Raw genomic sequence first — 23,698 nt, 5'->3', positions numbered from 1 at the left:
CTTTAGGGAGAATAAGATTATGGATGCAAGCATTTACACCATTGCCAACAAATTATATGACCAGCAGGCGCTGAGCCAGGAAGAAAGCCATACCCTGTTCGATGCCATCATCAAAGGCGAAGTCGAGCCGATCCTGCTGTCAGCCATACTGACTGCCCTGAAGATCAAAGGTGAAACCCCGGCAGAGATCGCCGGTGCCGCCAGTGCCCTACTGGCCAATGCCAACCCGTTCCCTAGCCCGGACTATGATTTTGCCGATATCGTCGGCACCGGTGGTGACGGCGCCAACACCATCAATATCTCGACCACCGCCGCCTTTGTCGCAGCCGCCTGTGGCGTTAAGGTTGCCAAACACGGCAACCGCGGGGTATCGAGCAAGTCGGGTTCATCCGATCTGCTCGACAAATTCGGCATTAATTTGGCGATGACACCTAACAATGCCCGTGGGGCACTTGACGAGCTCGGTGTCTGCTTTCTGTTCGCACCGGAATATCACGGCGGTGTCCGCCATGCGATGCCAGTTCGCCAGACATTAAAAACCAGGACTATCTTCAATGTGCTTGGTCCGCTCATTAACCCGGCCCGGCCAACTATCGAGCTGATGGGGGTCTATGATCAGGCTCTGGTACGCCCGATAGCCGAAACCATGGCAGCAATGGGCATGAAACGGGCAGCCGTTGTTCACGGCAGCGGGCTAGATGAAGTCGCCATCCACGGCGAAACAACCGTTGCTGAAATCATCAATGGCGAAATCAAGGAATATACCCTGACTCCGGCAGATTTTGGTCTCGATACCTACCCGCTTGAAGCCATCAAGGGCGGTGAGCCGGAAGAGAACCGGGCCATTATCACCAACATTCTGACCGGTAAAGGAACCGCATCCCAGCAAGGTGCCGTTGCCGTCAATGTGGCTATGCTGCTACGCCTGTTCGGCAACGAAGATTTAACAGCCAACACCCAACAAGCCATTGACGTTATGCAGTCTGGCAAAGCATTTGAGCTGGTTGAGAAACTGGCAGCACGAGGTTAACCATGGAAACCGTACTAGCGAAAATTGTGGCCGACAAACGCCTGTGGGTGGAAGCGCGCAAGCAGGAACAGCCACTTGACGACTTTATTGACGGCTTAACCCCGAGTGACCGTAACTTTTACGACGCCCTGTCCGGCGAACAGACGGCCTTTATTCTTGAGTGCAAGAAAGCCTCACCGTCAAAAGGCTTGATCCGTCATGACTTCAACCTGGATCACATTGCCAAGGTCTACAACGGCCATGCCAGTGCCATATCGGTCCTGACGGACGAGAAATACTTCCAGGGAAATTTTGATTTTCTTCCTCTGGTTCGTAACCAGGTCAAGCAGCCGGTTCTGTGCAAAGACTTCATGATCGATACCTATCAGGTGTATCTGGCACGTCACTACAGTGCCGATGCCATTTTGCTGATGCTATCGGTGCTCAATGATGACGAATACCGCGAGCTTGCCGCCGTGGCTGAATCGCTGAACCTGGGTATTCTGACCGAGGTCAGCAATGAGCAAGAGCTGGAGCGGGCTATTGCATTGAACGCTAAGGTCGTCGGGATCAACAACCGTAACCTGCGAGACTTGAGCATTGACCTTAATCGCACCAAGGAGCTGGCACCGCGCCTGCCGCAGGACACCATTGTCATTTCGGAATCAGGGATCTACAACCACCAGCAGGTTCGTGATCTTGCCGCCTATGCCAATGGCTTTCTGATCGGCAGCTCCCTGATGGCCGAGGACAACCTTGAGCTGGCGGTGCGCCGGGTACTCCTGGGTGAAAACAAAGTCTGCGGCCTGACCCGAGCCGATGATGCCAGCGCGGCCTATCAAAGTGGTGCTGTCTACGGCGGTCTGATTTTCGTCTCCACCTCGCCACGTCAGGTCGATATCGAACAGGCCCGCATGATAATGAGCGGTGCACCGCTCAAGTATGTCGGCGTGTTCCGCAATGCTGATCCCGACGCTGTCGCCAAGGCTGCCAATGCCCTGTCTTTGTCAGCCGTCCAGCTCCACGGTGAAGAATCACCGGAATATGTCCAGGGACTGAAAGCCCAGCTCCCGGATGACTGCGAGATCTGGAAGGCTCATGGCATTGCTACGGCAGTCCCGGACTTCGAACGATGGCCGGCCGACAAACACCTGCTAGACAGCAAGGTCGGCCAGCAATCTGGCGGGACAGGCATCGCCTTTGACTGGAACCTGCTAAGCGATACCGACAGGCAAAACATCATGCTGGCAGGTGGCCTGACACCGGAAAATGCCTGTGAGGCAGCCAAGCTGGGCTGCAAGGGATTGGATTTAAACTCTGGTGTTGAAAGCGCCCCGGGTAAAAAAGATCAGACAAAATTGAATGCGGCCTTCGCGGCAATCAGAAAGTATTAAGGATAAATAAGATTATGAGCAAACTAGACGCCTACTTCGGTGAATTTGGTGGACAATATGTTCCCCAGATTTTGGTCCCGGCACTTGACCAGCTGGAGGCAGCTTTCATCGAGGCCCAGCAAGACCCAAGCTTTCAGAAAGAGTTTCTTGACCTGCTGAAAGAATATGCCGGTCGCCCGACCGCCCTGACCCTGTGTCAAAACCTGACCAAAGGCACCAAGACCAAGCTCTACCTAAAGCGTGAAGACTTGCTGCACGGTGGCGCACACAAAACCAACCAGGTACTGGGTCAGGCACTGCTTGCCAAACGAATGGGCAAAGAAGAAATCATCGCCGAGACAGGTGCCGGTCAGCACGGTGTAGCAACAGCATTGGCCTGCGCCTTGCTGGGACTGAAATGCCGTGTGTACATGGGTGCCAAAGACGTTGAGCGCCAGAGCCCGAACGTTTTCCGAATGAAGCTGATGGGCGCAGAAGTGATCCCGGTACACTCCGGCTCAGCCACCCTGAAAGATGCCTGTAACGAAGCAATGCGCGACTGGTCAGCAACCTATGACAAAGCTCACTACCTGTTAGGTACGGCGGCAGGTCCGCACCCATTCCCAACCATTGTCCGCGAGTTCCAGCATATTATCGGCGAGGAAACCAAAGCTCAGATCCTGGCAAAAGAAGGTCGCCTGCCTGATGCCGTTATCGCCTGTGTCGGCGGTGGCTCCAATGCTATCGGGATGTTCGCTGATTTTATCGATGATGAAGAAGTCGGCCTGATTGGTGTCGAGCCAGCGGGCAAAGGTCTTGATACCGACATGCACGGTGCACCACTGAAACACGGCAAGCTGGGTATTTTCTTTGGCATGAAGGCTCCGCTGATGCAGGACGAACATGGTCAGGTTGAAGAGTCCTACTCGGTCTCTGCCGGTTTGGATTTCCCGTCTGTCGGCCCTCAGCATGCCCACCTGAACGCAACTGGCCGCGCTGTCTATGGTTCAGTGACTGACGACGAGGCACTGGAAGCCTTCCAGTCACTGGCCCGCAACGAAGGCATTATCCCGGCACTGGAATCTGCCCATGCACTGGCTTATGCCCTGCAGATGATTGAGAAAGAACCAGAAAAAGAACAGATACTGGTCGTCAACCTGTCCGGACGCGGCGACAAAGACATTTTCACAGTCCACGATATTCTAGAAGAGAAGGGAGCGCTGTAATGGATCGTTATCAAGCACTATTTGACCGCCTGGCGGCAAAACATGAAGGCGCATTTGTTCCTTTTGTAACCATCGGCGATCCCAATCCCGAGCAATCCCTGAAAATCATCGACACGCTGGTCGAGTCCGGCGCCGATGCATTAGAGCTGGGTATTCCGTTCTCTGATCCGCTGGCCGACGGCCCGACTATCCAGGGCGCGACAATCAGGGCACTGGAGTCAGGAACGACGCCGGCACTGTGTTTTGAGCTTCTGGCCAAGATCCGCGCCAAATACCCGGAGCTGCCCATTGGCCTGCTGATGTACGCCAATCTTGTCTTCGGTGCAGGTATCGAGAACTTCTACCGAAAGTGTGCCGATGCCGGGGTTGATTCGGTGCTAATTGCTGATGTACCGGTCAAGGAGTCTGCCGAGTTCCGGGCAGCAGCCGAGAAATACGGCATTCACCCGATCTTCATTGCACCACCGAATGCCGACGAACAAACGCTGAAAACAGTTTCCGAGTATGGTGGTGGCTATACCTACCTATTGTCTCGTGCTGGTGTTACCGGTGCCGAAACCAAGGCGGGCATGCCTATTGGACACCTGCTGGAAAGCCTGAAGGTTCACAAGGCGCCACCGGCACTGCTTGGCTTTGGTATTTCAGAGCCCGCACAGGTAAAAGAAGCCATCGAGGCCGGCGCTGCTGGTGCCATCTCTGGCTCAGCCGTCGTGAAAGTTATCGAGCAGAACCTGGGACACGATGATGAAATGTTAACCCAGATGGGCCAGTTCATCAGCAATATGAAAACCGCTACACGTCTGTAGCCATACGCCTATAAATAGGCACATCAACAAGATGATCACCTTACAAAGCCGCATTCGTTGCGGCTTTTTCACCCCAAGCGCACCATTTACGTGCAAGATTCCACCATTTTTTCCCCGATTAACAAAGCTAAACCCGTATTAGATCAAAGATCTTCCCCCATCCCCGACTTACAGTAGCCGAGTTGTTAAGGGTAGCGATTTTGTCACCAGACATTGTCACACCCGATAACAGCAAAGCAAAATATCGAAAACAATGATTGATAAATACAATAATTGTGTGTAAAAACACAACCGCAAAATATTGGGTTAACATTCACAACAAATACAACACTTAACCCTAAGCACAATTAACAAACACAACTGAGGTATAAAAAGTGTTAAAAGAAAAAGGACTATTAGGCAATATCGGCGTCCAAGTCGTCATTGCCATGTGTGTAGGTACGCTTGTTGGCGCGATGATGGGGCAATCAGCCAGCCTGTTCGCGCCGCTTGGTAGTATTTTTATCCACTTGATCAAAATGCTTGTTATCCCACTGGTTGCCGTTGCAATTATCTCCGGTGCCGCCGGACTTGGCAGCAGCCACTCAGCAGGAAAAGTGGGCTTTGCAACATTGGGCTTCTTCGGCTTCACGTCTGCCGTCGCCGTCGCACTCGCCCTGTTCATGGGTGAAATGTTTGAGCCGGGAATGGGCGTTGACCTGACAGGTGTCGAAGGCTTGTTCTCCAATGTCTATGCCGACAAAGGCGACCTGCCATCTTTCTGGGCAACCGTACTTGGCATGATCCCGACCAACGTTTTCCAGTCACTGAACGAAGCGAATATTCTACAAATTCTCGTATTCTGCCTTTTCTTTGGTATCGCTTTATCGAAACTGGAAAAAGAACGCCGCGACCCGCTGATCAATGGTGTCAATGCCATTGTTGATGCCATGGTTTGGATGATCAATGTCGTGATGAAAATTGCGCCGTTGGGTGTATTCGGCCTGATGGCGGATGCCGTTGGTACCTTTGGCTTTAGCGCCCTGATGGTCGTCTTCAAGCTGTTTGTGGTCTACGTCGGTGCCATCCTGGTCTACGGTTTCGTGTTCTACCCGCTAATGATCAAAGCATTCAGCAAAACATCACCAATGAAGTTCCTGTCGGCAATGAAAAAGCCACAGGCAGTTGCGCTATCAACAGCTTCTTCTATGGCAACCCTGCCTGTCACCATGGAAACCTGTGAAGATGAGCTGGGTGTTAAGAACTCAACGGCTGCATTCGTACTGCCGCTGGGCGCGACCATCAACATGAGCGGTAACGCCATTTACTACGGTCTGGTTGCTATCTTCTTCGCCCAGATGTTCAACATTGATCTGGGTATGAGCGCATACATTGCCATCATTGTAACCTCAACACTAGGTGCTGTTGGCCAGGCCGGTGTTCCGGGTCCGTCATTCCTGGTAGTTGCAGTACTGCTTGCTGCCGGTATTCCAATCGAAGGTCTACCACTACTATTCGCCCTTGACCGTATCTTTGATATGATCCGTACTGCGCTTAACATCACCGGCGATGCCGCGTGTGCCGTCATTATCGATGACATGGTAAGCAAAGAAGCTGACAAGGTTTCTGAAGAAGTTCAGAACGCTTAATCTCTAAGCCTGTATAGCAAAGGCCGCTGATAACTATCAGCGGCCTTTTTCGTTGTTCATACGGGAGAATTCACTCGGCAGATATTTATCCCTGAGGCTATTAGGTATACTAGTAGCTAGCAATACTTGGATATAGATTCATTCCGCCAGGTCATTTATGACTTGGCAATAATAAGGCTGCTATTGAATGAAACAACTGATCGACTTTATTCCGCTGATCGTCTTCTTTATCTTGTATAAAACCCATGACATCTATGTTGCGACAGGCGCCTTGATTGCGGCAACGGCGTTTCAGGTGGCACTCACATGGTTCTTGTACAAAAAAGTAGAGAAAATGCAGCTGATCACCTTCGCGATGGTTGCTGTATTTGGCGGACTGACCCTGTTTCTCCATGATGACAATTTCATCAAATGGAAGGTCACAATTGTCTATGTGTTGTTTGCTATCGGCCTCGCCGTCAGCCAATACCTGGGCAAGCCACTAATCAAAGGAATGCTGAGTAACGAAATTAATCTGCCGGAGCTGATATGGAAACGGATCAATATGGCCTGGATCCTGTTTTTCGTCACTTGTGCCATCGCCAATGTCTATATCGCTTTCCAGCTTCCGCTTGATGTATGGGTAAACTTTAAAGTCTTTGGCCTATTAGCCCTAACTTTGATTTTTACCCTTGCCACCGGCGGTTATATTTACCACCATATGCCCAAAGAAACTGATTCTGAATAGTTGTAAGATAGAACCATGACCACAGAAAATAATATTCCTCGCGGACAACTGCTGCTCCGCACTCTAGCTATGCCTGCAGACACCAATGCCAACGGCGATATTTTTGGTGGCTGGATTATGTCTCAATTGGATTTGGCCGGTGCCATTCTGGCCAAAGAGATTTCAGGCGGACGCGTTGTTACTGTCTCTGTCGAAAGTATTGCCTTTAAAGCTCCTGTCAGCGTCGGCGATGTTGTTTGCTGTTACGGCGAATGCAGCCGCATCGGCAACACATCGATGAGCGTGGCATTGGAAGTATGGGTAAAACCGGTTGCCATTGATGGTGTCGGCGAGCGCTACCGTGTCTGCGAAGCCACCTTCAACTACGTCGCGATCAACAGCGAAGGACGCCCGCGCCCGATACGAAAAGCGTAAAGCTGTCCTCACAATTGGCCCTAACCTCTGGTTGGGGCTTTTTTTTTGCTTTAAGATAACCCTCCAGTATCAATCCAAGCCCTTCATTATTCAAACAGAAGCGGCATGGTCTAATTTAGCTACAGGGAGAATTCAGCGAATGTGGTATGTAATCTTTTCTCAGGATGTTGAAAACAGCTTAGAGCGTCGCCTGAGTGTTCGCGAAAAACACCTTGCCCGCCTGAAAGAGCTTCAAGAACAAGGTCGCCTGTTGGTTGCGGGTCCAATGCCGGCTATCGACAGCGACAATCCGGGCGAAGCCGGTTTCACTGGCTCAACCGTCATTGCTGAGTTCAACTCTTTGGCTGATGCCAAAGCATGGGCTGACGCCGATCCTTACATTGAGGCCGGTGTGTATGACAACGTTATTGTTAAGCCATTTAAGAAAGTCCTACCTTAACCGGCTACGGCATTACACACCCGCATAGATCGAGATTAATTATCTGATGTTAAAGAAAACACTTATATGCATCGCATTACTTTCACTGGCTGGCTGCGCATCAAGCCCAGATGATGCAGCGAAAGCGCTGGCCAAAAGTCGTGCGTCACTGATCAACAACAAAGCCCCCTATGACAAGGTGGGTGAATACCAGATCATGAAAGCCCAGGCGCGTGAGAAGACTGTCGAAATCACCATTTTATATGGTGGTGGCGGCAAGATCCCACCTTCGCAGGCAGTCAAAAATGCGGCCGTGAATTACTGCAACAGTGAAGAGCTCATCCCTCTGTTTAACGAAGGCGTGAACTATAAGATAATGATCATGGATATGCGTGGACGCACCATGGCAGAACAGCCAGTCTATGACCAATACTGCCAAGGCCTGACGAAATAACAAGTAGAGTAAGACTTCGTTCTTCGGAGCTATAAATCATCGATACCGCCAGTGTTAAACCTCTGGCGGTATTTTTATTGCAATTACTGTCTGTCGAATACCAGTACTTTTAGCCCGCCTTCAGGATCAATGTCCTTAAACTCCGGCGGGTTGGCCAAGCGTTCGGTATACGCCAGCTCCGGCGCTTCGGTCGCCATACCGTCAATCAAGAACTGAGACGACACAGAAGGATCGTTCACACAGGCGACAACCTGGCCTTTTCCTGTCAGCAGTTCCGGCAGACGCCGAAGGATTTTCTGGTAATCCTTGGTCAGGGCGAAGCTGCCCTTCTGAAATGAAGGCGGATCAATGATGATCAAGTCGTAAGGCCCCAGCTTGCGGACTTTGCCCCATGACTTGAACAGCTCGTGCCCTAAGAAGCTCACTTTCTTCAGATCATGCTTATTGAGATGATGGTTATCACGGCCTCGGCTCAATGCTGCCTTGGCCATATCGAGGTTAACCACATGTTCGGCACCGCCCTCGATGGCTGCCACCGAAAACCCGCAGGTATAGGCGAACAAATTCAGCACCCGTTTACCTGCGGCATGCTCCATCACCCAGCGGCGACCATAGCGCATGTCAAGAAACAGGCCGTTATTTTGCTTGCGCCCCAGATCCAGCTTAAACGTCAGCCCATTTTCTACCACGTCCTGGTATTCACCGCTTTCGCCCCATAGAAGCTCCATCGGTGATCCCTGCCGGTCGCGATGCTGCAGTAGCAACGATGTCGCCCCGCTTTGCAGCCAGGCTTCGGAGGAAACCAAAGCCGTCAGAGTATTATGCAATGCTGCAAGAAACGGCTCAGATGGCTCTTTAAATAAGGAAACTAAGACCTGCCCACTCAGCCAGTCAACAGTAAGCTGTTCCAGCCCCTGCCAACAGCGTCCCCGACCGTGAAATAAGCGGCGAACTTCAGTCGGTGGTGACAACAGTTCAGTTAGCAGGTGTTGTTCTAAGGTCGGCAGCGCGGTGGTTTCCATAACTCTACAATCTTGATCAAAATTAGGGCGCTATTCTAATACCATTGGCTCATACCATTCCACACAATTATCGGCAGCACAATCTGCCTATACAAAGGAGCAGCGACAAAAGGTGGATAAAACAGATCAGGCTACGAGTTTGATATTTTCATCAGGGTGGCGATGGCTGGCGAGGGTAACATATTCAGCAGTGACACGGACTTGTCTCTGACGTTTGACGCGGGATTTGAACTTTTGACGATTACGACGAAATGATGCCAGCCCCCAAAATAGAGATTTGTTCTTTTTCTTCTTCAGTCGCATACGAAGCGACATAGAGCGGGTCAGGCGCATTGTAATCCTCTGTCTAGGCGTTTCCTAGGCCGCTATTATATGTGATCTCTATCAATAATTTAATTGCGTTTGCTCAAGTTACAGCCGGTTAGACGACTTTAATTTATATTTTTACCGATTATGTGTAAAAAAAGGCCATTAAGGCCTCTTTTACACACTCTTATTTAACAATTGTGGTTATTTGATAACCACAGCTACTTTTTGACCGCGAGTTTCGGCCAGCTCAGCTCCCACGGAGACTGCCATTCATTCAGGGCCTGCTGGACTTCTGCGGTTTGCCACAGCTCGCCCCGGTCCGGCACACAGATAAACTGGCACCACTCGCCCTGATAGGGAAAACGCAACGCATAGGCATGAAGATAGCCGCGATCGGCCTCCTCGCAACCATAAATCATGTCCCCGGCAATCCCCGATCCCACACTGCGCAATGCTACGCGAATTTGGTGGGTCTTTCCGGTATGGGGCTTACACAGAAACAGGCGACGCCCGTTGCCACCCGCCGTCGAGAAGAACTGCGTCACGGCGGGATTGTCTTTACTGCTTTCAAGCTTCCAGCTGCTACGGCGGGAGCGGGTCATGTCGCCTATCACAACGCCCTGCTTTTTCTTTGGCTTTTTCGTACCGATAGCCAAATAAAACTTCTCGACATCACGACGGGCAAAATTACCCGACAGCACCGAGGCTGCCTGTTTATTTCTTCCCAGCAACAGCAACCCGGAGGTCATCTTATCAAGGCGGTGAATAAGGTATAGCTTCTCGTCCCCGGTTTGCTCAGCCACGGCTGCCAGCAAGGGCTGCTCATTATCATCTTTATGTACGCTCACATCCGGATGTTTGTTGATAACCAAAAAATCAGGATGCTGATAAACCAGAGTGAACATAACCAAATACCATAGAACAAGCCAAATAATCGAGAGGCGGAGTATATACCGTTTGCCGTTAATACCAAATGCCTGACACACAAAAGCCGCTCAATCGAGCGGCTTTGTTAGGTCACTGTATCGAGGGGGCTTCAGCCCTAAATCAGGCGAAGAATACCCACAGCATCATCAGCGGACAGACGACGCGAACATACCAAGGCCAGATTTTCCAGAACAGCCCCTGTTCAAGCTCAGGGTAGCCTTCCTTGATCTCCTGCAGTACTTTGTCACGCTTCCATACCCAGCCGACTAGCAGGGCAAACAGCATACCTAGGATAGGCTGGGCGTATTCTGTCGTGATAGAGATAACCAGGCCAAACATATCACCGAAATTGAATACGATAATGCCAGAGAACAAGGTGATCAGGCCGCCAATCCACCACACGGCAATTTTACGATCCTGATTAAGCTCTTCAGTTGCACAGGCAACCGGTACTTCCAGCATCGAGATTGATGAAGTCAGGGCCGCAATCACCATCAATACGAAGAACAGCACGCCAATGAACAGTCCGGCCGAGCCCATGGTATCGAACATTGCAGGCAATACGCTAAATACCAGGGTATCTGATGACAACAGTGCACCGGTGTCACTGTAGATTTCGACGCCATTGTGCTGGGCAACAAACATTGCAGGCAAAATGAGCAAACCGGCAATAAAGGCTACAGAAGTATCCAGCAAGGCAACCTGAGCTGCGGTTTTCGGCAGGTTCACATCTTTTTTGATATATGAGCCGTACACCATCATTGAGCAGACGCCCAGCGATAGCGAGAAGAATGCCTGTCCCATGGCACTCACCACCAGGCTCGGACTGAAATGAGAGAAATCCGGCACCAAATACATTTTCAGACCATCGATAGCACCATCCTGAGTCAGGATGTAGATTACCATCACCACGAACAGCAGCAACAGCACAGGCATCAATCGGGTCGACCAGCGCTCAATACCGTTTGCAACCCCGTTGCGTACTACCAGAATAGTCAGCACCATGAAGAAGATCATCAGGGCCAGGTTACGTGAAGCACTGAAAGACTCCAGCCAGTTAGCCGCAGAGGTCAGGCCAATTGCCTCGAAGATTGGGCCGACAAGGAAACCAAACAGCCAACCGGCAACGATGGCGTAGAAGCTCAGGATCATTGATACCGCAATCATCCCTGCCACACCAAGCAACGTGGCAATGCCGCGCTGCTGGGGCCATACCGAACGCAGTGACTTAATCGGGTTGGCACTGCCGTAACGACCGATAGTCAGTTCCGCTACCAGCAATGGATACGCCAGTGCGAACACCATCAGCAGGTAAACCATCAGAAAGACAGCACCGCCGTTGCTTGCTGCCTGGGTCGGGAAGCCCCAAATATTCCCCAAACCGACAGCAGAACCAGCTGCTGCCAAAATAAAACCTATCCTTGAGCTAAATTGCGCTCTTGATCCACTTGCCATACGAGCTCTCTACACTAGTTGATAATTATTGTGCTGCTATTTGTTATGTCTTATTTCGGGTGTAAAGTTTTGTGTACATTTAAAAGAGTATCAATCACACCGTCAACATTGGCAAGTAAAACAGTTTAGGAATAGAATGTGAAGCCCGCGATTCTATTTTTTGATCTATCACTAGCATTTCTCCGTCAAACGCGTTTTTCTGCACATTTATTGGTCGATTTACACTGTTTTGTTTCAGCCTTGTTAAAAGTATTGGCAGATATTTCTGTCGGAAAGATAACGTTGGTATTCCTTCTATTTCAATGCAAAATAGAGAGCATATAACTCTTTATTAATCAGATAAGCCATTCACATGGAACAGTTTTATCAAGTACTCGCTTGGGTCGGCGTTTTCTTTTACTGGCTGATCATCGCTGGTGTGACAATGCGGGTTGTGTTTAAGCGCCGCGTCGTGGGCGTATCACTGGCGTGGTTGATGATCATCTATATCATTCCTATCGGCGGCGTCTTTGCTTATCTGCTTGTGGGCGAGCTCAATCTGGGTAAAAAACGGGCTGAGCGGGCATTGGAAATGTTCCAGCCCTTTGCCGACTGGTTTCAGCGTCTGAATGACTGCCCCGGCCACCAGCCGCAGCAAATGAGCCTTCATGCCCGCCCAATCAGCGATTTATGTGAAAACCGGCTGGGTATCCCGGCACTGTGCGGCAATAGCCTCTCCCTTCAGGACTCCCCGCATAAAATCTTGCACTCGCTGATAGAAGATATTCAACAGGCGAAGGAAGCGATTCATCTCGAATTTTACATTTGGCACCCGGGCGGTCTGGCTGACGAAGTGGCCAGTGCACTGATCGTAGCTGCCAAACGCGGTGTCAAAGTGAAAGTGTTGCTCGATGCGGCTGGCAGTATGCGTTTTTTCCGCTCGTACTGGCCGAAATTGATGCGTGATGCCGGTATCGAAATCACCGCGGCACTGGCGGTGTCACCGCTACGGATGTTCCTCCGTCGACTTGATCTCCGCCAGCACCGGAAGATTGCCGTTATCGACAACAATATTGCCTATACCGGTTCGATGAACCTGGTCGATCCCGAGTACTTTAAGACCGATGCGGGTGTGGGCCAGTGGATTGATGTCATGGTGCGAGTCACAGGGCCAACCGTCTCTGTATTGAACTGTATCCAGGCCTGGGACTGGGAAGTCGAAACGGGCGAACGCTATCTACCACCACTGCCTGCCTGTCAGCTCCCCTCGCCGGCAGACAGCTCTGACATGATCCAGGTGATCCCTTCTGGCCCCGGGATGCCTGATGAAATTATCCATCAGGTACTGCTGCTGAGCATCTATCAGGCAAAAGAGAGCATTGTTATCACCACACCGTACTTCGTCCCGAGCGAGAACCTGCTCCATGCCCTGGAAAGTGCCGCCGAACGTGGCATAAGCGTTCACATTGTTATTCCCGACAAGAATGACTCGATCATGGTTGAGTGGGCCAGCCGCTCCTTCTTTACCGAACTCCTCGCAGCCGGCGTCAACATCCACCGCTTTCACGGCGGACTGCTGCATACCAAGTCCGTTGTGATCGATAACAATCATTGCCTCATCGGTACCGTAAATCTCGACATGCGCAGCCTATGGCTTAACTTTGAAGTCACCCTGGCTGTTGATAACCCTGAGTTCACCCAGCAACTGAGCTGGCTACAGCAGGAATACATCAAAGACTCCGCCCATATCGAGCTTAGCGAATGGGAAAAACGCCCGGTGATCAACAAGCTGATTGAACAGTTCTTCTATATGTTCAGCCCTTTGCTATAAGGGCTGTTTTACTTTTACATACATCACAGCCACGCATCCTCTACTTCAGCTTTTCACCTATAGCACAACATGGTCTGTTTATTGCTCTTATAACTGTCTGTCCAGAAGTGAGAGCCGCCATGAAAAAAGCCCATTCCCTGCTAATTGCCTTAGCTTTTATTAGCTTCCCTGCATTGTCTGATATTCAGCTGGCCTTTGGGGTATACACCTCTGACAAAGCAACGGCTATGGTTAAGCAGTTTCGTCCTGTGCTTAATGCTCTTGAAGCCAAAATGACAGCAAAACTCAAAGAGCCTGTGCAAATTAGGATGCAAATTTCAAAAGACTACCAGCAGGGACTCAGCAATCTTGTCGAGGGCCGGGTCGACTTCTCACGGTTTGGCCCGAGTTCCTACATTTTGGCCAAGCAAAACAACCCTGATATTAAAATCTTGGCAGTAGAGAGCAACAACGGCGGAAAAACCTTTAACGGCGTTATCTGCGTACACAACGATAGCCATATTCACTCTGCAACTGATTTGGCAGGAAAGTCATTTGCATTTGGCGACGAGAACTCAACGATCGGCCGTTATCTGTCGCAGAGTTATCTGGCCGACCACAACATTACTGCCAGCACCCTGGATTCCTACAGCTACCTGGGCCGTCATGACAAGGTCGGGGCGGCTGTTGGATCAGAGCAATACGATGCAGGGGCGCTTAAAGAAAGCACCTTCAACAAACTGGTCAATAAAGGAGCGCCGCTTCGCGCTATAGCCCGGTTTGAAAATGTCACCAAGCCATGGATTGCCAGCTCGACACTCGAACCGAAAATCGCTGTCAGCCTGAAAGAAAGCCTGCTTGAGCTAGCCGACCCCAAAGCGTTAAAAGCACTAAAGAAAAATGGCTTTCTTCCCGGTAACGACAGCGATTATGAAAGGATCCGTCTTGCCATGGCCGACAACCGTTTCTTTTCTGAGTCGGGGGACTGATGACTGCCTATATCAAATCACTGCCTTTGTGGCTCAAGTATGCCTTCCTGATCTCGCTGATCACGCTGTTGTTAAGCTTCAGTGCCGGAGAAATTGTCCGAGGTTACGAAAGAAACTACCTCGAAGACAAGGTAGACAGGCAGTTACAAAGCTACTTCCAGACCTTATCGTCGACAACCCTTGAGGATGTGCTGACCGAAGATGTCCCCCACCTGGAAACCATACTTGAGCAGGCAACCTCTCATAACCCTGATCTTACCTACGTCCTTATCTGTAATGAGGCTGGAGTACTATTGGCCCGTTCTGGGCAAGATCCTGACGACAATAACCCGCTAACGGCCCAGTATCATCGTACTATCATGTTTGAAGGTGAGATCTTTGGCTCGATGACCCTTGCGCTCAGCAAAGAAAGGCTGCTGGCTGACATCAGCCACCATGTCGATCAGATTCGCTTTATCTCGGCCGCCTCGTTATTGCTGCTAGGCTTTTTCTGTTATTTCCTGACCCATTACCTCCTGCTTTCCCCATTAAATAGAATCAACAGAAGGTTATTGTCCGTAGACGAGCTTGCTCTGCCCGTCAATCAGGAGCACTTATCAGAGCTAGCGCGTCTCGACAAATCCGTTAACGTACTTCAGAAGGTACTAACAGCACAGAAAGAGAAAGAACGCCAACTTCAGTTAGCAAAGAGACATGCCGAAGCAGCCAACAAGAGCAAAACTGAGTTTATTGCAACCATGAGCCATGAGATCCGAACCCCAATGAATGTCATTCTTGGCTCTCTTGATATTCTCAAGGATGAGTCGCTATCAACAACGGCCAAGCAGTTCACCACTACGGCACAGAATGCCGCCAGGCTATTGCTAAACCAACTCAACGACATACTTGATTATTCAAAGCTCGACGCCAACAAAGTCGCGGTCAATAATGCCGTATTTTCACCGGTAAATACGGCCGAAAATGTTATCGCACTTTTTTCTGAGCAGGCGGCAGAAAAAGGCATTGAGCTCGCTTTCCATTCAGATCAGGAAAGTCAGGCTCACTTCATTGGAGACGAAGGTAAAATCACGCAGGTGCTAACCAACTTGTTGGGAAATGCCGTTAAGTTCACCGAAAGAGGTACAATTTCACTCAGCATCACCAGCAAGAAATTACAGGACAGCACAACCCTTTCCTTCACGGTAGAAGATAGCGGAATCGGTATCGATAAAGGAAAGCTCACTGCTATTTTGGATCCGTTTGTCCAAAGCGATCCCTCCTTCTCGAGGCGCTATGGAGGAGCTGGCATGGGGCTTGCCATCAGCCACAAGCTACTCGCCATCATGGATGGACAACTCGACATCAACAGCAGCTTGGGGAGAGGCTCAAGCTTCTCCTTCAGGTTAACACTCCAGCCTGCCGACAACACCAAAGACAAGAGCAACTGCACACCCATTGTCCCGACTCTTCAGCAGCAGGCATTACCGATATTACTGGTTGAAGACAGCCCGTCCAATCAGTTGATTGCCAAAACTCTGTTGGCCAAGTATGGATTTCAAGTCAATACAGCCAACAACGGCCTTGAAGCCGTTCAGGCGATGAGAAGCAACCAGTACGCTCTGGTGTTAATGGACTTGCAGATGCCCGAAATGAACGGGCTTGATGCCTGCAGTGAAATACGCAAGCTAACCAGTGCCCAAAAGAAAGTTCCAATCGTTGCCATGACAGCCAATGTCAGTGACACAGACAAGCGGCAATGTTTGTCCGTTGGAATGGACGATTTTCTTACCAAGCCAATAGATAAAAACAAAATGCTTCAGGTGATCTGCTATTGGCTGGGCCGAAATCATCAGGGCACCGCCCTTTATTCGCAGGTTTCCTAGGCAAGCAACAAAAGGATAATGAAGGTGAATGATTCTGAAAATTCTAGCCCGAATTTTGCATCAGCTTCAATGCTAACGTTACTACAGACAGCCCCAAAAAGTACTTTTTGACACAAAAATCGATTACATCGGTAAAAACTCGGTTAAAATGTCAAAAAACTGACGTGCTTGATCACACTATGACATTCAGGCTGTTTATAGAATCCAGACTACAATATACAAAAACATGTACATAAAGTGCTGATTTAGTACCAAGCCTCGCTGTTTACCGTACTTCATAACTCAGCACTGTATTTATCGATAACCACCATGAGGTTTCAGGATGTCCATTAGGTTGTCACAAGCTGTAACTGGCTTATTTATCATTTTGCTATGCTGTGTAGCATCATCATCAGCTCTCGCCTATGAGACAACGCTAACAATCACGGGCCAGAATTCATCAGGGCAACAGGTTAATGTCACTCTTACCCGCTCAGAATTGGAAGAAATGCCACAAACAACTCTTACTACCCACCTTCCCTGGGTCAAAGGACAGGCTGAGTTTAAAGGGGTAAAGCTGACCACATTACTTAATGCCTATCAACTCAAACCCACTAAGATACTGATGAGTGCGCTGAACGACTATTCCGCCTCTACCGATTGGCAGCACATAACGAAATACGAACCGATTATCGCTATCGAAAAAAACAACCAATACCTGAAAATCCGTAACTACGGCCCCTACTGGCTCGTCTTTTCTATCGACAAATATCCAGAGCTCGGCAAGCGAAAATATCTGGCCAAAATGGTCTGGCAATTAGAAACGATTAAAGCGGAATAAATCATGGCACGAAGCAGTTCAACACGATCTAAAAGAAAATGGGTAAAGATGATTCTATACATCATTACTCCTTTATTGATTGCCAGCACGTTGGTTGCCGTCAATCACTTGAAGAATAGTTCCGAGATCGTATCTAAAAGCCAAAACGAAGCAATATGGTTCGTTCTCCAGCTAACAAAAGAGTACTCGGAGTTTGTCTATCAGCTGCAAAGCTACCAATTTGGCAACAGCAATCATGACGACATGATGATCCAGTATGAAATTCTCTGGAGCCGCTTCAACACTATTGTTAACAACAGCCAAATAATACACTTTGACCAATTCATAGGGGCAATAGATGAAATTAATAGCCATTTTGAACGAGTAAAAATGCTCGAGCTTCGCCTGCTATCCCTGTCTTCACCGCAGGAAACCCAACCTGTACTGCAGCTGTTCCGGGAAGACTACGAAAACCTGATGGTTTTCCTCAATTACAAATTCCGACTATCAAGCGGCGATCTCGGGGATCGGATCACAGCAATCTCAGAAGTTGAAACAGTCATTCGCTACCTACTGCTGACAACCCTGCTAATGGGAGCATTGATGACTTACCTCTTACTTCGAGAGTCCAATTCACACCATGCATTAGCAATGAAAGACTCCCTGACAGGTATCCACAACCGGCTCTGGCTCAACCAAAAGCTCCGTGAGCTTGAACAAACCAACACGTCTTTTCATTTTTACCTTATAGATTTGGATGGTTTTAAGCGGATCAATGACACGATGGGCCACCACGCCGGCGATGAATTGCTGGTCGAAGTTGCCCGGCGACTGTCAAAACTACGTTGTAAGCATTATTGTGCCGCACGCATGGGCGGTGACGAGTTCGCCGTTATTGAACTTTGCCAGCCGACTGGCGACAACAGCTCCTGTATCACTGAGCAGTTAGCGGAGATCTTCAGAAAGCCTGCCATGTTTGCCGGTTCATTTCATCCGATTTCGGCCAGTATCGGGGTCAGCCAATTTCCCAAAGAAGCCAAGTCTGTCTCTGAAGTCCTGAAACAGGCCGACTTTGCGATGTACGAGGTCAAACAACAAGGAAAAGATGGCCTATTGCATTACCGCACATTAACTTCGTTGCCTGATAACCCGCGAGTAATGAGCTGAAGTCTTGTTTGTCTACCAAACAAAAAAAGCGGTCATAAGACCGCTTTTGTATTGGTAATTCAGGTTTTCAATCAGCTTACATTGCTGCAGCGTAGATACCAGAAATCTCTTCGTGCGTCGCTTGTTTCGGGTTAGTGAAACCACACGCATCTTTCAGTGCATTGTCAGCCAGAACAGCGATGTCTTCTGCTTTAGCACCTAGCTCTGTAAGACCAGCCGGAATACCTACATCTTTAGACAGAACCTGAATCGCTTCCAGTGCCGCTTCTGCACCCTGCTCTGCTGTCATGCCTTCAACCTTCACACCCATTGCTTTTGCAACATCCAGCAGACGCTCAGGGCAAACCTGTGCATTGTAGCGCTGTACGTGCGGTAGCAGAACGGCATTACAAACACCGTGTGGAAGGTCGTAGAAACCGCCTAGCTGGTGCGCCATTGCGTGTACGTAACCTAGAGATGCGTTGTTGAATGCCATACCCGCCATGAACTGAGCGTATGCCATTTGCTCGCGAGCTTCCAGGTTCTGGCCATCTTTAACAGCTGTACGTAGGTGCGCCTGGATAAGCTCAATTGCTTTAATTGCTACCGCATCAGTAATTGGCGTTGCCGCAATAGACACATATGCTTCGATAGCGTGAGTCAGTGCATCCATACCTGTTGCCGCAGTCAGAGACGCAGGCTTGGCAAGCATTAGCTTAGGATCGTTAACAGACATTAGCGGTGTCGTGTTCTTGTCAACAATCGCCATCTTGATGTGACGCGCTTCATCAGTGATGATGCAGAATCGAGTCATTTCAGAAGCCGTACCTGCTGTAGTATTGATCGCAATTAGCGGAAGCTGAGGCTTCGCAGACTGGTCAACACCTTCGTAGTCAGCAATCTTGCCGCCGTTGGATGCTACAAGTGCAATACCCTTGGCACAGTCGTGTGGAGAACCACCACCTAGAGAGATAACGAAATCACATTCGTTCGCTTTTAGTAGCTCAAGACCCGCTTCAACATTACCAATTGTTGGGTTTGGTTGTGTACCGTCGAAAACAACAGATTCAACGTCACGCTCTGCCAGCAGATCCGCAACCTGCTTAACCATACCGATTTGGCTTAGGATTTTATCGGTAACGATTAGTGCTTTTTTAAAGCCTTGTGCTTTAATCGCATCAGCCGCTTCAACTAGGCAGTCTGCACCCATTAGGTTAACTGTAGGGATGAAAAATGCACTGCTCATATCTAATTCTCCATAATTATCAAATACTAATTACTTTAACCAACTAAACCGCCAGTCTCTTTGCGGATTAAAAAGCTACCTGTAATGAGTATCCCGTATACCCCATTCGGGCTAGGCATACATATCTAACACTTTCAAAATGTGCAACAATTTGATCTCGGACAATTTATGAAAAAAAGTGACTGGTCAGCGTTGTTTTTTTTGAATTCGATCACTTTTTCACTAAAAACGCACCCAGAATTGTTTATCCATGGAAACATTCTCTTTCGTATCGTCATAGATTCAGTCCATTAAATGAGAGGATCCGCACACAAAAAAGCGCCGAAACATGTCAGCGCTTTCTCATAGCTTTAATTAAAAGATCATCAATCGTTACTGGCGGATCCAGGCGTCTTCCCAGGCCGAGCCAAAACCAGGCTCATAATGGATAGCCGAGTCGATGTTACACCAGCCGCCTTCCGGGAATGGACGACATTGATAGGTGCTACCATCGCGCCCCAATACCAGTGTTTCACCCGGGACATACTGGCCGATGCCTTCAGGGTAGGCATAGTCATAATCTCCCCCTCCTGACGGGACCTTCACTGAGACAGACTTGGTTTCGATCAACTTGTGTTCGGCATCTTGCTCGGCGGCATACACCTCAATGGTGAAATCCCCCTGCTGGGAGGTGAACAGAGTCAGATCGATCTTGTCGTCATCAACGATGTCACTCGCCAGTGCTAACTGGTGACCTGTACTGTCTAGCAGCTTCATATTGATAAGATAGCGACCTTCAGATTCAACGGCAGCACTAATATATGCCAACCCTTCTTTATTCTGGGTATATTCATCCTGAAGGCCAGTCACCGTCACAGGTGCCGGTTCAATGGTATCGCCATCACGAACATCTACCGCATAGCTATAGTTCGGGTTGGTCACAAAGACTTGGTTGGCGTACAAGTCTTCCGGGCTATACACAATATCGCCAGAGGCCTGCTCTATACCTATCTGCGTAATAGGACTGTGCTCTTGGTTTACCCGCTGCGCCAGCTCATAGGACCAGGCATTAACATCGCGGTTTGCCGCACTGATCGGCAGCTTCTCAGATACCAGCTCCTGATTACCCTGCGAGGAAAAAATTCGGAACCACACCACATCGCCTTCCTCGGCAACAACACCCGGTTTGACAAACGAACCAATTGGCGACCACTCTGGCGGCGGTGCATCCCCCTCAAATTTAATACCACTACAGTTATAGAAACCTTCACCAGCGGGATCATTACGCTGCCAGCGCGTTACCAAGGTAGCACCCCCGCTTCGCCCGGCCGGCAAAGTCACATTCATGAAGTAATAGTTGGCACCATCGACATTAACCTTCTCGATATTGCCAAACTCCTGAATTAACTCAAGACCATCCCAGCCCAAACGACTGTGGGCTGCGTTATAGCCGGGCTTTGTCAGGTAGATCTGCCAATGACTCGGGTTATGCGGTGCAGTCGCACGGTATTTCAAAGTAAAGGTCTCACCCGCCTGCATCTCGGTCCGCTGCCAATACTGCGACGCGACGCTCATACCACTTTTTCGCTCGTCACCACCGGAACAAATCAAGCCATCCTTCACCGCGGCCTTTACCGCATCCATATTGGTGTAGTCCTTTACCAAAGTCGCAAACTCGTTGACCTGCACGACGGGATAAGTTCCGGACTCCTGGAAAGAGGCCCGACACGCTTCGTTCGGGATCTGTGAGCCGTCCGGCGCGCCCCAGTGGCCGCCATCTTCCTGGCAGATCACCTGACGTGCTTTAGGAAAGTCAGCCCATCCATGGGCACTTGCTTTTATAGGCACCAATGCAGCCAGTACTGAGCTTGCTGCAAAAGAGAGAGTCATTATTTTTTTCATTTTATTAGCTTCCTAATGAATGGTTGGGAAGCCAGCTAGCGGGAAACAAAATAGCCACAGCTTATTGTCTACTTCATTCCTATCAGGTAACTCCGCAGCCATAAAATAAAACCATAAAAATATAGCTGTTATTTATTTGGTCGGTAGTTTTGCGCCTGAATTTTTCAAATCAGTTGCCTTTAGCTGACAGGGGGATTTATAGGCAGAATTTTGCAGTTATCAAAAATCGTGATGATATTATGGAATCATCGTCCCAATACAATAATATCATTCGGAATAAACCATGATAATAATAATCACAACAATATATTTAAGCCAAATTAATCACCCTTGCAAATATAAACAGAATATATTTCTGTCGCAAAGTCCATTCTCACTTTAAATATAAAAATAACTAACCAAGGGCAATAATGTATGTTTCTATACAAACAACCACCATCAATACCAACACCGTTATCTTCCAAAACTGCAACGGGTTACGCTGGATCAACGGTGATTCTTTCAACTCCTTGAGTATTTTTTGGTTAGGCGTGGATAAATCCTGAATGAATTCAGAGATTACTTGATAGCGTATATCAGGAGAAGGATGGCAAACTTTCTTTAATACCAGGTTTAACCATGCCGGTAAATCAGTTCTGTATTTAGTCGCCGGGATATATTGGTAATAATTAGACTTAATTCCATCAAATACCTGTGAATGCCTAGAGCGGTATGGCAGTTTTCCTGTCAGCATTTCATAAACAATCACCCCGACAGAAAACAAATCCGAGTAGGCTGTCGCTTTTTCACCGGCCAAATATTCGGGAGCAATATAATCTGTTGCTCCAACAGGGACGTCCTCTGTGATGACAGTAGAAACTTCATCGAATCCTTCCGCCTGTGCCGTCCCAAAATCAATTAACACTGCCCTACCATTCTCAGTCAGAATAATATTCTCAGGCTTTAAATCGCGGTGAACGATACCCATTCGCTGGAAAAAACGAATCGGCTTTACTATTTCAGCCGCCACCTGGCGTACTTTCTCCAGGCTCGGTGCCGGATTATCAATCATCCACTGCCTGATGGTTTTGCCTTCCACATAGTCACAGACGTGGTACAAAAAAGGCGATGCATCGGCATAGGGATGGATCTTCATTACCGACGGATGATCTATTTGCCTACCAACCCAGCCTTCCCGGACAAACCCCTGCAGATAGACAAAATCATCTGCAAAGTTCGGCGACGGTGCCTTTAATACATAAGACTTTTTATCAAAATGACTCTTGGCCAGATAGACATGGCTCCGGGTACCACTATGCAACACCCTTAAAATTTCATAGTGATCGATCCGATTCCCTTCGGCCAATACCGGGGGAATCACCCTTTGCGTCAACTGCCTGCTTGCCTCTTGCAGATCTTCTTGCGGTAACGCGTCTATTTTTACCAGCAGGCAGGTAAGGTTGTCATCACTGCCATTTTTCAGGGCATATTGTACGATCAGGTGCGCCAACTCTTCGGTTGTCAGCTCCATTCTTGACAATAATGCTTCTAACTCTTGCTTGCTCAGCCAATCATGAAGGCCGTCTGTAGTTAGTATCAGTACATCGTCTACCTCGAGAGGTTCCTGCTGATAATCAACATCCAGCCGACTATCCATCCCCAGCGCCCGGGTCAGGAAATGACTCCGTCCGCCTTGCTTACGACTGTGATCCTGTGTGAGCTGAACAAGTTTCCCGGCCCGGTATCGGTAAATTCGGCTGTCACCAACATGGATCAAATGCGCGGTATTGGATTTGACAATCACGCTACTGAAAGTGCTCACCAGCCCGTTGTGCCGCAGATCACTTTGCTGCCCATGGTGATATAGCCAACTGTTCAGCCCCGTCAGCACCTTTGCCGCCGACTTTCTGACACCCCAGCTATTCGGTGTACTGTAGTAGTCATCAATGAACTGAGTCACACTGGTATGGCTAGCCTGTTGTCCGTTATCACTGCAACTGACACCGTCCGCAATGCATGCCACCACCCCCTTATACTTGACCACACTGTTGCGCACCGCATGTTTTGCAGCAAAGGCATCTTGGTTAGCTTCCCGGCTACCGGCACTGGAAAAGCCCCCTACCGAGACCTGCAGCTCCTCGGCCACTTCCTGTGAGATATCCATTGTCTCTGCCATCGTTATATCCTTGTACGACTGAGTGGCGGCCTCTCAACAAAGACCACCACTGCATTACCCATC

At 49.2% G+C, this 23,698-nt stretch carries 21 protein-coding genes and 1 riboswitch; of the genes, 14 read left to right on the top strand and 7 right to left on the bottom strand.

What is annotated here, in order from left to right:
* Positions 1 to 19: 19 nt before the first annotated feature.
* The 9 genes from trpD (at position 20) to EIZ48_RS00130 (ending at position 8,055) form a co-directional block, all read left to right on the top strand.
* Positions 20 to 1,030 (top strand): anthranilate phosphoribosyltransferase, encoded by a 1,011-nt coding sequence (trpD, locus tag EIZ48_RS00170; RefSeq protein WP_160648141.1) that lies wholly within the window; start codon positions 20 to 22, stop codon positions 1,028 to 1,030.
* A 2-nt stretch (positions 1,031 to 1,032) separates the two neighbouring features.
* Positions 1,033 to 2,403, top strand: coding sequence for a bifunctional indole-3-glycerol-phosphate synthase TrpC/phosphoribosylanthranilate isomerase TrpF (gene trpCF, locus EIZ48_RS00165; protein WP_160648140.1), 1,371 nt, complete (start codon positions 1,033 to 1,035; stop codon positions 2,401 to 2,403).
* A 14-nt stretch (positions 2,404 to 2,417) separates the two neighbouring features.
* On the top strand, positions 2,418 to 3,608 hold the full coding sequence (trpB, locus tag EIZ48_RS00160) for a tryptophan synthase subunit beta (RefSeq protein WP_160648139.1): 1,191 nt from the start codon (positions 2,418 to 2,420) through the stop codon (positions 3,606 to 3,608).
* On the top strand, positions 3,608 to 4,414 hold the full coding sequence (gene trpA, locus EIZ48_RS00155) for a tryptophan synthase subunit alpha (protein WP_160648138.1): 807 nt from the start codon (positions 3,608 to 3,610) through the stop codon (positions 4,412 to 4,414). Before trpB ends, trpA begins: the two co-directional genes overlap by 1 nt.
* 374 nt (positions 4,415 to 4,788) lie before the next feature.
* Entirely contained in the window at positions 4,789 to 6,042 is a 1,254-nt protein-coding gene (locus tag EIZ48_RS00150) for a cation:dicarboxylate symporter family transporter (protein WP_160648137.1), read from the top strand.
* Positions 6,043 to 6,229: 187 nt separating this feature from the next.
* Complete coding sequence (locus EIZ48_RS00145) at positions 6,230 to 6,769, top strand: septation protein A (RefSeq protein WP_160648136.1); 540 nt, start codon at positions 6,230 to 6,232, stop codon at positions 6,767 to 6,769.
* 15 nt (positions 6,770 to 6,784) lie between these two features.
* Complete coding sequence (gene yciA / locus EIZ48_RS00140) at positions 6,785 to 7,183, top strand: acyl-CoA thioester hydrolase YciA (protein ID WP_075768425.1); 399 nt, start codon at positions 6,785 to 6,787, stop codon at positions 7,181 to 7,183.
* 139 nt (positions 7,184 to 7,322) lie between these two features.
* Positions 7,323 to 7,622 (top strand): YciI family protein, encoded by a 300-nt coding sequence (locus tag EIZ48_RS00135; protein WP_075768424.1) that lies wholly within the window; start codon positions 7,323 to 7,325, stop codon positions 7,620 to 7,622.
* Positions 7,623 to 7,668: 46 nt separating this feature from the next.
* Entirely contained in the window at positions 7,669 to 8,055 is a 387-nt protein-coding gene (locus tag EIZ48_RS00130) for a GspS/AspS pilotin family protein (RefSeq protein ID WP_160648135.1), read from the top strand.
* A gap of 83 nt (positions 8,056 to 8,138) precedes the next feature.
* Here EIZ48_RS00130 and EIZ48_RS00125 read toward each other — a convergent pair whose 3' ends face one another.
* From EIZ48_RS00125 to EIZ48_RS00110, 4 genes are all read right to left on the bottom strand, one after another.
* A complete protein-coding gene (locus tag EIZ48_RS00125; protein ID WP_160648134.1) occupies positions 8,139 to 9,077 on the bottom strand; it encodes a class I SAM-dependent methyltransferase in 939 nt (312 codons plus the stop codon).
* A 126-nt stretch (positions 9,078 to 9,203) separates the two neighbouring features.
* Positions 9,204 to 9,410: a hypothetical protein gene (locus EIZ48_RS00120; protein WP_160648133.1), complete on the bottom strand. Its 207-nt coding sequence runs from the start codon at positions 9,408 to 9,410 to the stop codon at positions 9,204 to 9,206.
* Positions 9,411 to 9,604: 194 nt separating this feature from the next.
* Positions 9,605 to 10,291, bottom strand: coding sequence for a TIGR01621 family pseudouridine synthase (locus EIZ48_RS00115; protein ID WP_160648132.1), 687 nt, complete (start codon positions 10,289 to 10,291; stop codon positions 9,605 to 9,607).
* 142 nt (positions 10,292 to 10,433) lie between these two features.
* A complete protein-coding gene (locus EIZ48_RS00110; RefSeq protein ID WP_160648131.1) occupies positions 10,434 to 11,768 on the bottom strand; it encodes a sodium-dependent transporter in 1,335 nt (444 codons plus the stop codon).
* A gap of 352 nt (positions 11,769 to 12,120) precedes the next feature.
* On the opposite strand from EIZ48_RS00110, the gene cls reads away from it, so the two are divergent.
* The 5 genes from cls (at position 12,121) to EIZ48_RS00085 (ending at position 18,374) form a co-directional block, all read left to right on the top strand.
* Positions 12,121 to 13,578, top strand: a complete 1,458-nt coding sequence (cls, locus tag EIZ48_RS00105; RefSeq protein ID WP_160648130.1) for a cardiolipin synthase — start codon at positions 12,121 to 12,123, stop codon at positions 13,576 to 13,578.
* A gap of 119 nt (positions 13,579 to 13,697) precedes the next feature.
* On the top strand, positions 13,698 to 14,546 hold the full coding sequence (locus tag EIZ48_RS00100) for a PhnD/SsuA/transferrin family substrate-binding protein (protein ID WP_160648129.1): 849 nt from the start codon (positions 13,698 to 13,700) through the stop codon (positions 14,544 to 14,546).
* Positions 14,546 to 16,408 carry a response regulator gene (locus EIZ48_RS00095; RefSeq protein WP_160648128.1) on the top strand — a complete coding sequence of 621 codons (1,863 nt, stop codon included), beginning with the start codon at positions 14,546 to 14,548 and terminating at the stop codon, positions 16,406 to 16,408. The genes EIZ48_RS00100 and EIZ48_RS00095 overlap by 1 nt, the downstream gene beginning before the upstream one ends.
* Before the next feature lie 322 nt (positions 16,409 to 16,730).
* Positions 16,731 to 17,228 (top strand): putative pterin-binding protein, encoded by a 498-nt coding sequence (locus EIZ48_RS00090; protein ID WP_160648127.1) that lies wholly within the window; start codon positions 16,731 to 16,733, stop codon positions 17,226 to 17,228.
* Between the two features lie 48 nt (positions 17,229 to 17,276).
* Positions 17,277 to 18,374 carry a GGDEF domain-containing protein gene (locus tag EIZ48_RS00085; RefSeq protein ID WP_240152820.1) on the top strand — a complete coding sequence of 366 codons (1,098 nt, stop codon included), beginning with the start codon at positions 17,277 to 17,279 and terminating at the stop codon, positions 18,372 to 18,374.
* Between the two features lie 76 nt (positions 18,375 to 18,450).
* Here EIZ48_RS00085 and yiaY read toward each other — a convergent pair whose 3' ends face one another.
* From yiaY to EIZ48_RS00070, 3 genes are all read right to left on the bottom strand, one after another.
* Complete coding sequence (gene yiaY / locus EIZ48_RS00080) at positions 18,451 to 19,599, bottom strand: L-threonine dehydrogenase (RefSeq protein WP_160648125.1); 1,149 nt, start codon at positions 19,597 to 19,599, stop codon at positions 18,451 to 18,453.
* 372 nt (positions 19,600 to 19,971) lie between these two features.
* Positions 19,972 to 21,480 carry a lytic polysaccharide monooxygenase gene (locus tag EIZ48_RS00075; RefSeq protein WP_160648124.1) on the bottom strand — a complete coding sequence of 503 codons (1,509 nt, stop codon included), beginning with the start codon at positions 21,478 to 21,480 and terminating at the stop codon, positions 19,972 to 19,974.
* Between the two features lie 82 nt (positions 21,481 to 21,562).
* Positions 21,563 to 21,668, bottom strand: a riboswitch (cyclic di-GMP riboswitch).
* A 206-nt stretch (positions 21,669 to 21,874) separates the two neighbouring features.
* The gene (locus tag EIZ48_RS00070; RefSeq protein WP_240152819.1) at positions 21,875 to 23,635 is read right to left on the bottom strand and encodes a bifunctional protein-serine/threonine kinase/phosphatase; all 1,761 of its coding nucleotides are present in this window, start codon (positions 23,633 to 23,635) and stop codon (positions 21,875 to 21,877) included.
* Positions 23,636 to 23,698 lie beyond the last annotated feature (63 nt).

Origin of the sequence: Photobacterium alginatilyticum, from assembly GCF_009910675.1 — a bacterium.
Taxonomy (GTDB): domain Bacteria; phylum Pseudomonadota; class Gammaproteobacteria; order Enterobacterales; family Vibrionaceae; genus Photobacterium; species Photobacterium alginatilyticum.
This window is presented reverse-complemented; position numbering and strand designations above follow the sequence as displayed.

Bases quoted from the DNA above. Each gene is read 5' to 3' on its own strand.
- EIZ48_RS00135 (WP_075768424.1), top strand. From the start codon at position 7,323: ATGTGGTATGTAATCTTTTCTCAGGATGTTGAAAACAGCTTAGAGCGT.
- EIZ48_RS00070 (WP_240152819.1), bottom strand. From the start codon at position 23,635: ATGGCAGAGACAATGGATATCTCACAGGAAGTGGCCGAGGAGCTGCAG.
- EIZ48_RS00115 (WP_160648132.1), bottom strand. From the start codon at position 10,291: ATGTTCACTCTGGTTTATCAGCATCCTGATTTTTTGGTTATCAACAAA.
- yiaY (WP_160648125.1), bottom strand. From the start codon at position 19,599: ATGAGCAGTGCATTTTTCATCCCTACAGTTAACCTAATGGGTGCAGAC.
- EIZ48_RS00110 (WP_160648131.1), bottom strand. From the start codon at position 11,768: ATGGCAAGTGGATCAAGAGCGCAATTTAGCTCAAGGATAGGTTTTATT.
- trpA (WP_160648138.1), top strand. From the start codon at position 3,608: ATGGATCGTTATCAAGCACTATTTGACCGCCTGGCGGCAAAACATGAA.
- EIZ48_RS00120 (WP_160648133.1), bottom strand. From the start codon at position 9,410: ATGCGCCTGACCCGCTCTATGTCGCTTCGTATGCGACTGAAGAAGAAA.
- EIZ48_RS00095 (WP_160648128.1), top strand. From the start codon at position 14,546: ATGACTGCCTATATCAAATCACTGCCTTTGTGGCTCAAGTATGCCTTC.
- EIZ48_RS00100 (WP_160648129.1), top strand. From the start codon at position 13,698: ATGAAAAAAGCCCATTCCCTGCTAATTGCCTTAGCTTTTATTAGCTTC.
- trpB (WP_160648139.1), top strand. From the start codon at position 2,418: ATGAGCAAACTAGACGCCTACTTCGGTGAATTTGGTGGACAATATGTT.
- EIZ48_RS00075 (WP_160648124.1), bottom strand. From the start codon at position 21,480: ATGAAAAAAATAATGACTCTCTCTTTTGCAGCAAGCTCAGTACTGGCT.
- yciA (WP_075768425.1), top strand. From the start codon at position 6,785: ATGACCACAGAAAATAATATTCCTCGCGGACAACTGCTGCTCCGCACT.
- EIZ48_RS00145 (WP_160648136.1), top strand. From the start codon at position 6,230: ATGAAACAACTGATCGACTTTATTCCGCTGATCGTCTTCTTTATCTTG.
- trpD (WP_160648141.1), top strand. From the start codon at position 20: ATGGATGCAAGCATTTACACCATTGCCAACAAATTATATGACCAGCAG.
- EIZ48_RS00090 (WP_160648127.1), top strand. From the start codon at position 16,731: ATGTCCATTAGGTTGTCACAAGCTGTAACTGGCTTATTTATCATTTTG.
- EIZ48_RS00085 (WP_240152820.1), top strand. From the start codon at position 17,277: ATGATTCTATACATCATTACTCCTTTATTGATTGCCAGCACGTTGGTT.
- EIZ48_RS00125 (WP_160648134.1), bottom strand. From the start codon at position 9,077: ATGGAAACCACCGCGCTGCCGACCTTAGAACAACACCTGCTAACTGAA.
- cls (WP_160648130.1), top strand. From the start codon at position 12,121: ATGGAACAGTTTTATCAAGTACTCGCTTGGGTCGGCGTTTTCTTTTAC.
- EIZ48_RS00130 (WP_160648135.1), top strand. From the start codon at position 7,669: ATGTTAAAGAAAACACTTATATGCATCGCATTACTTTCACTGGCTGGC.
- trpCF (WP_160648140.1), top strand. From the start codon at position 1,033: ATGGAAACCGTACTAGCGAAAATTGTGGCCGACAAACGCCTGTGGGTG.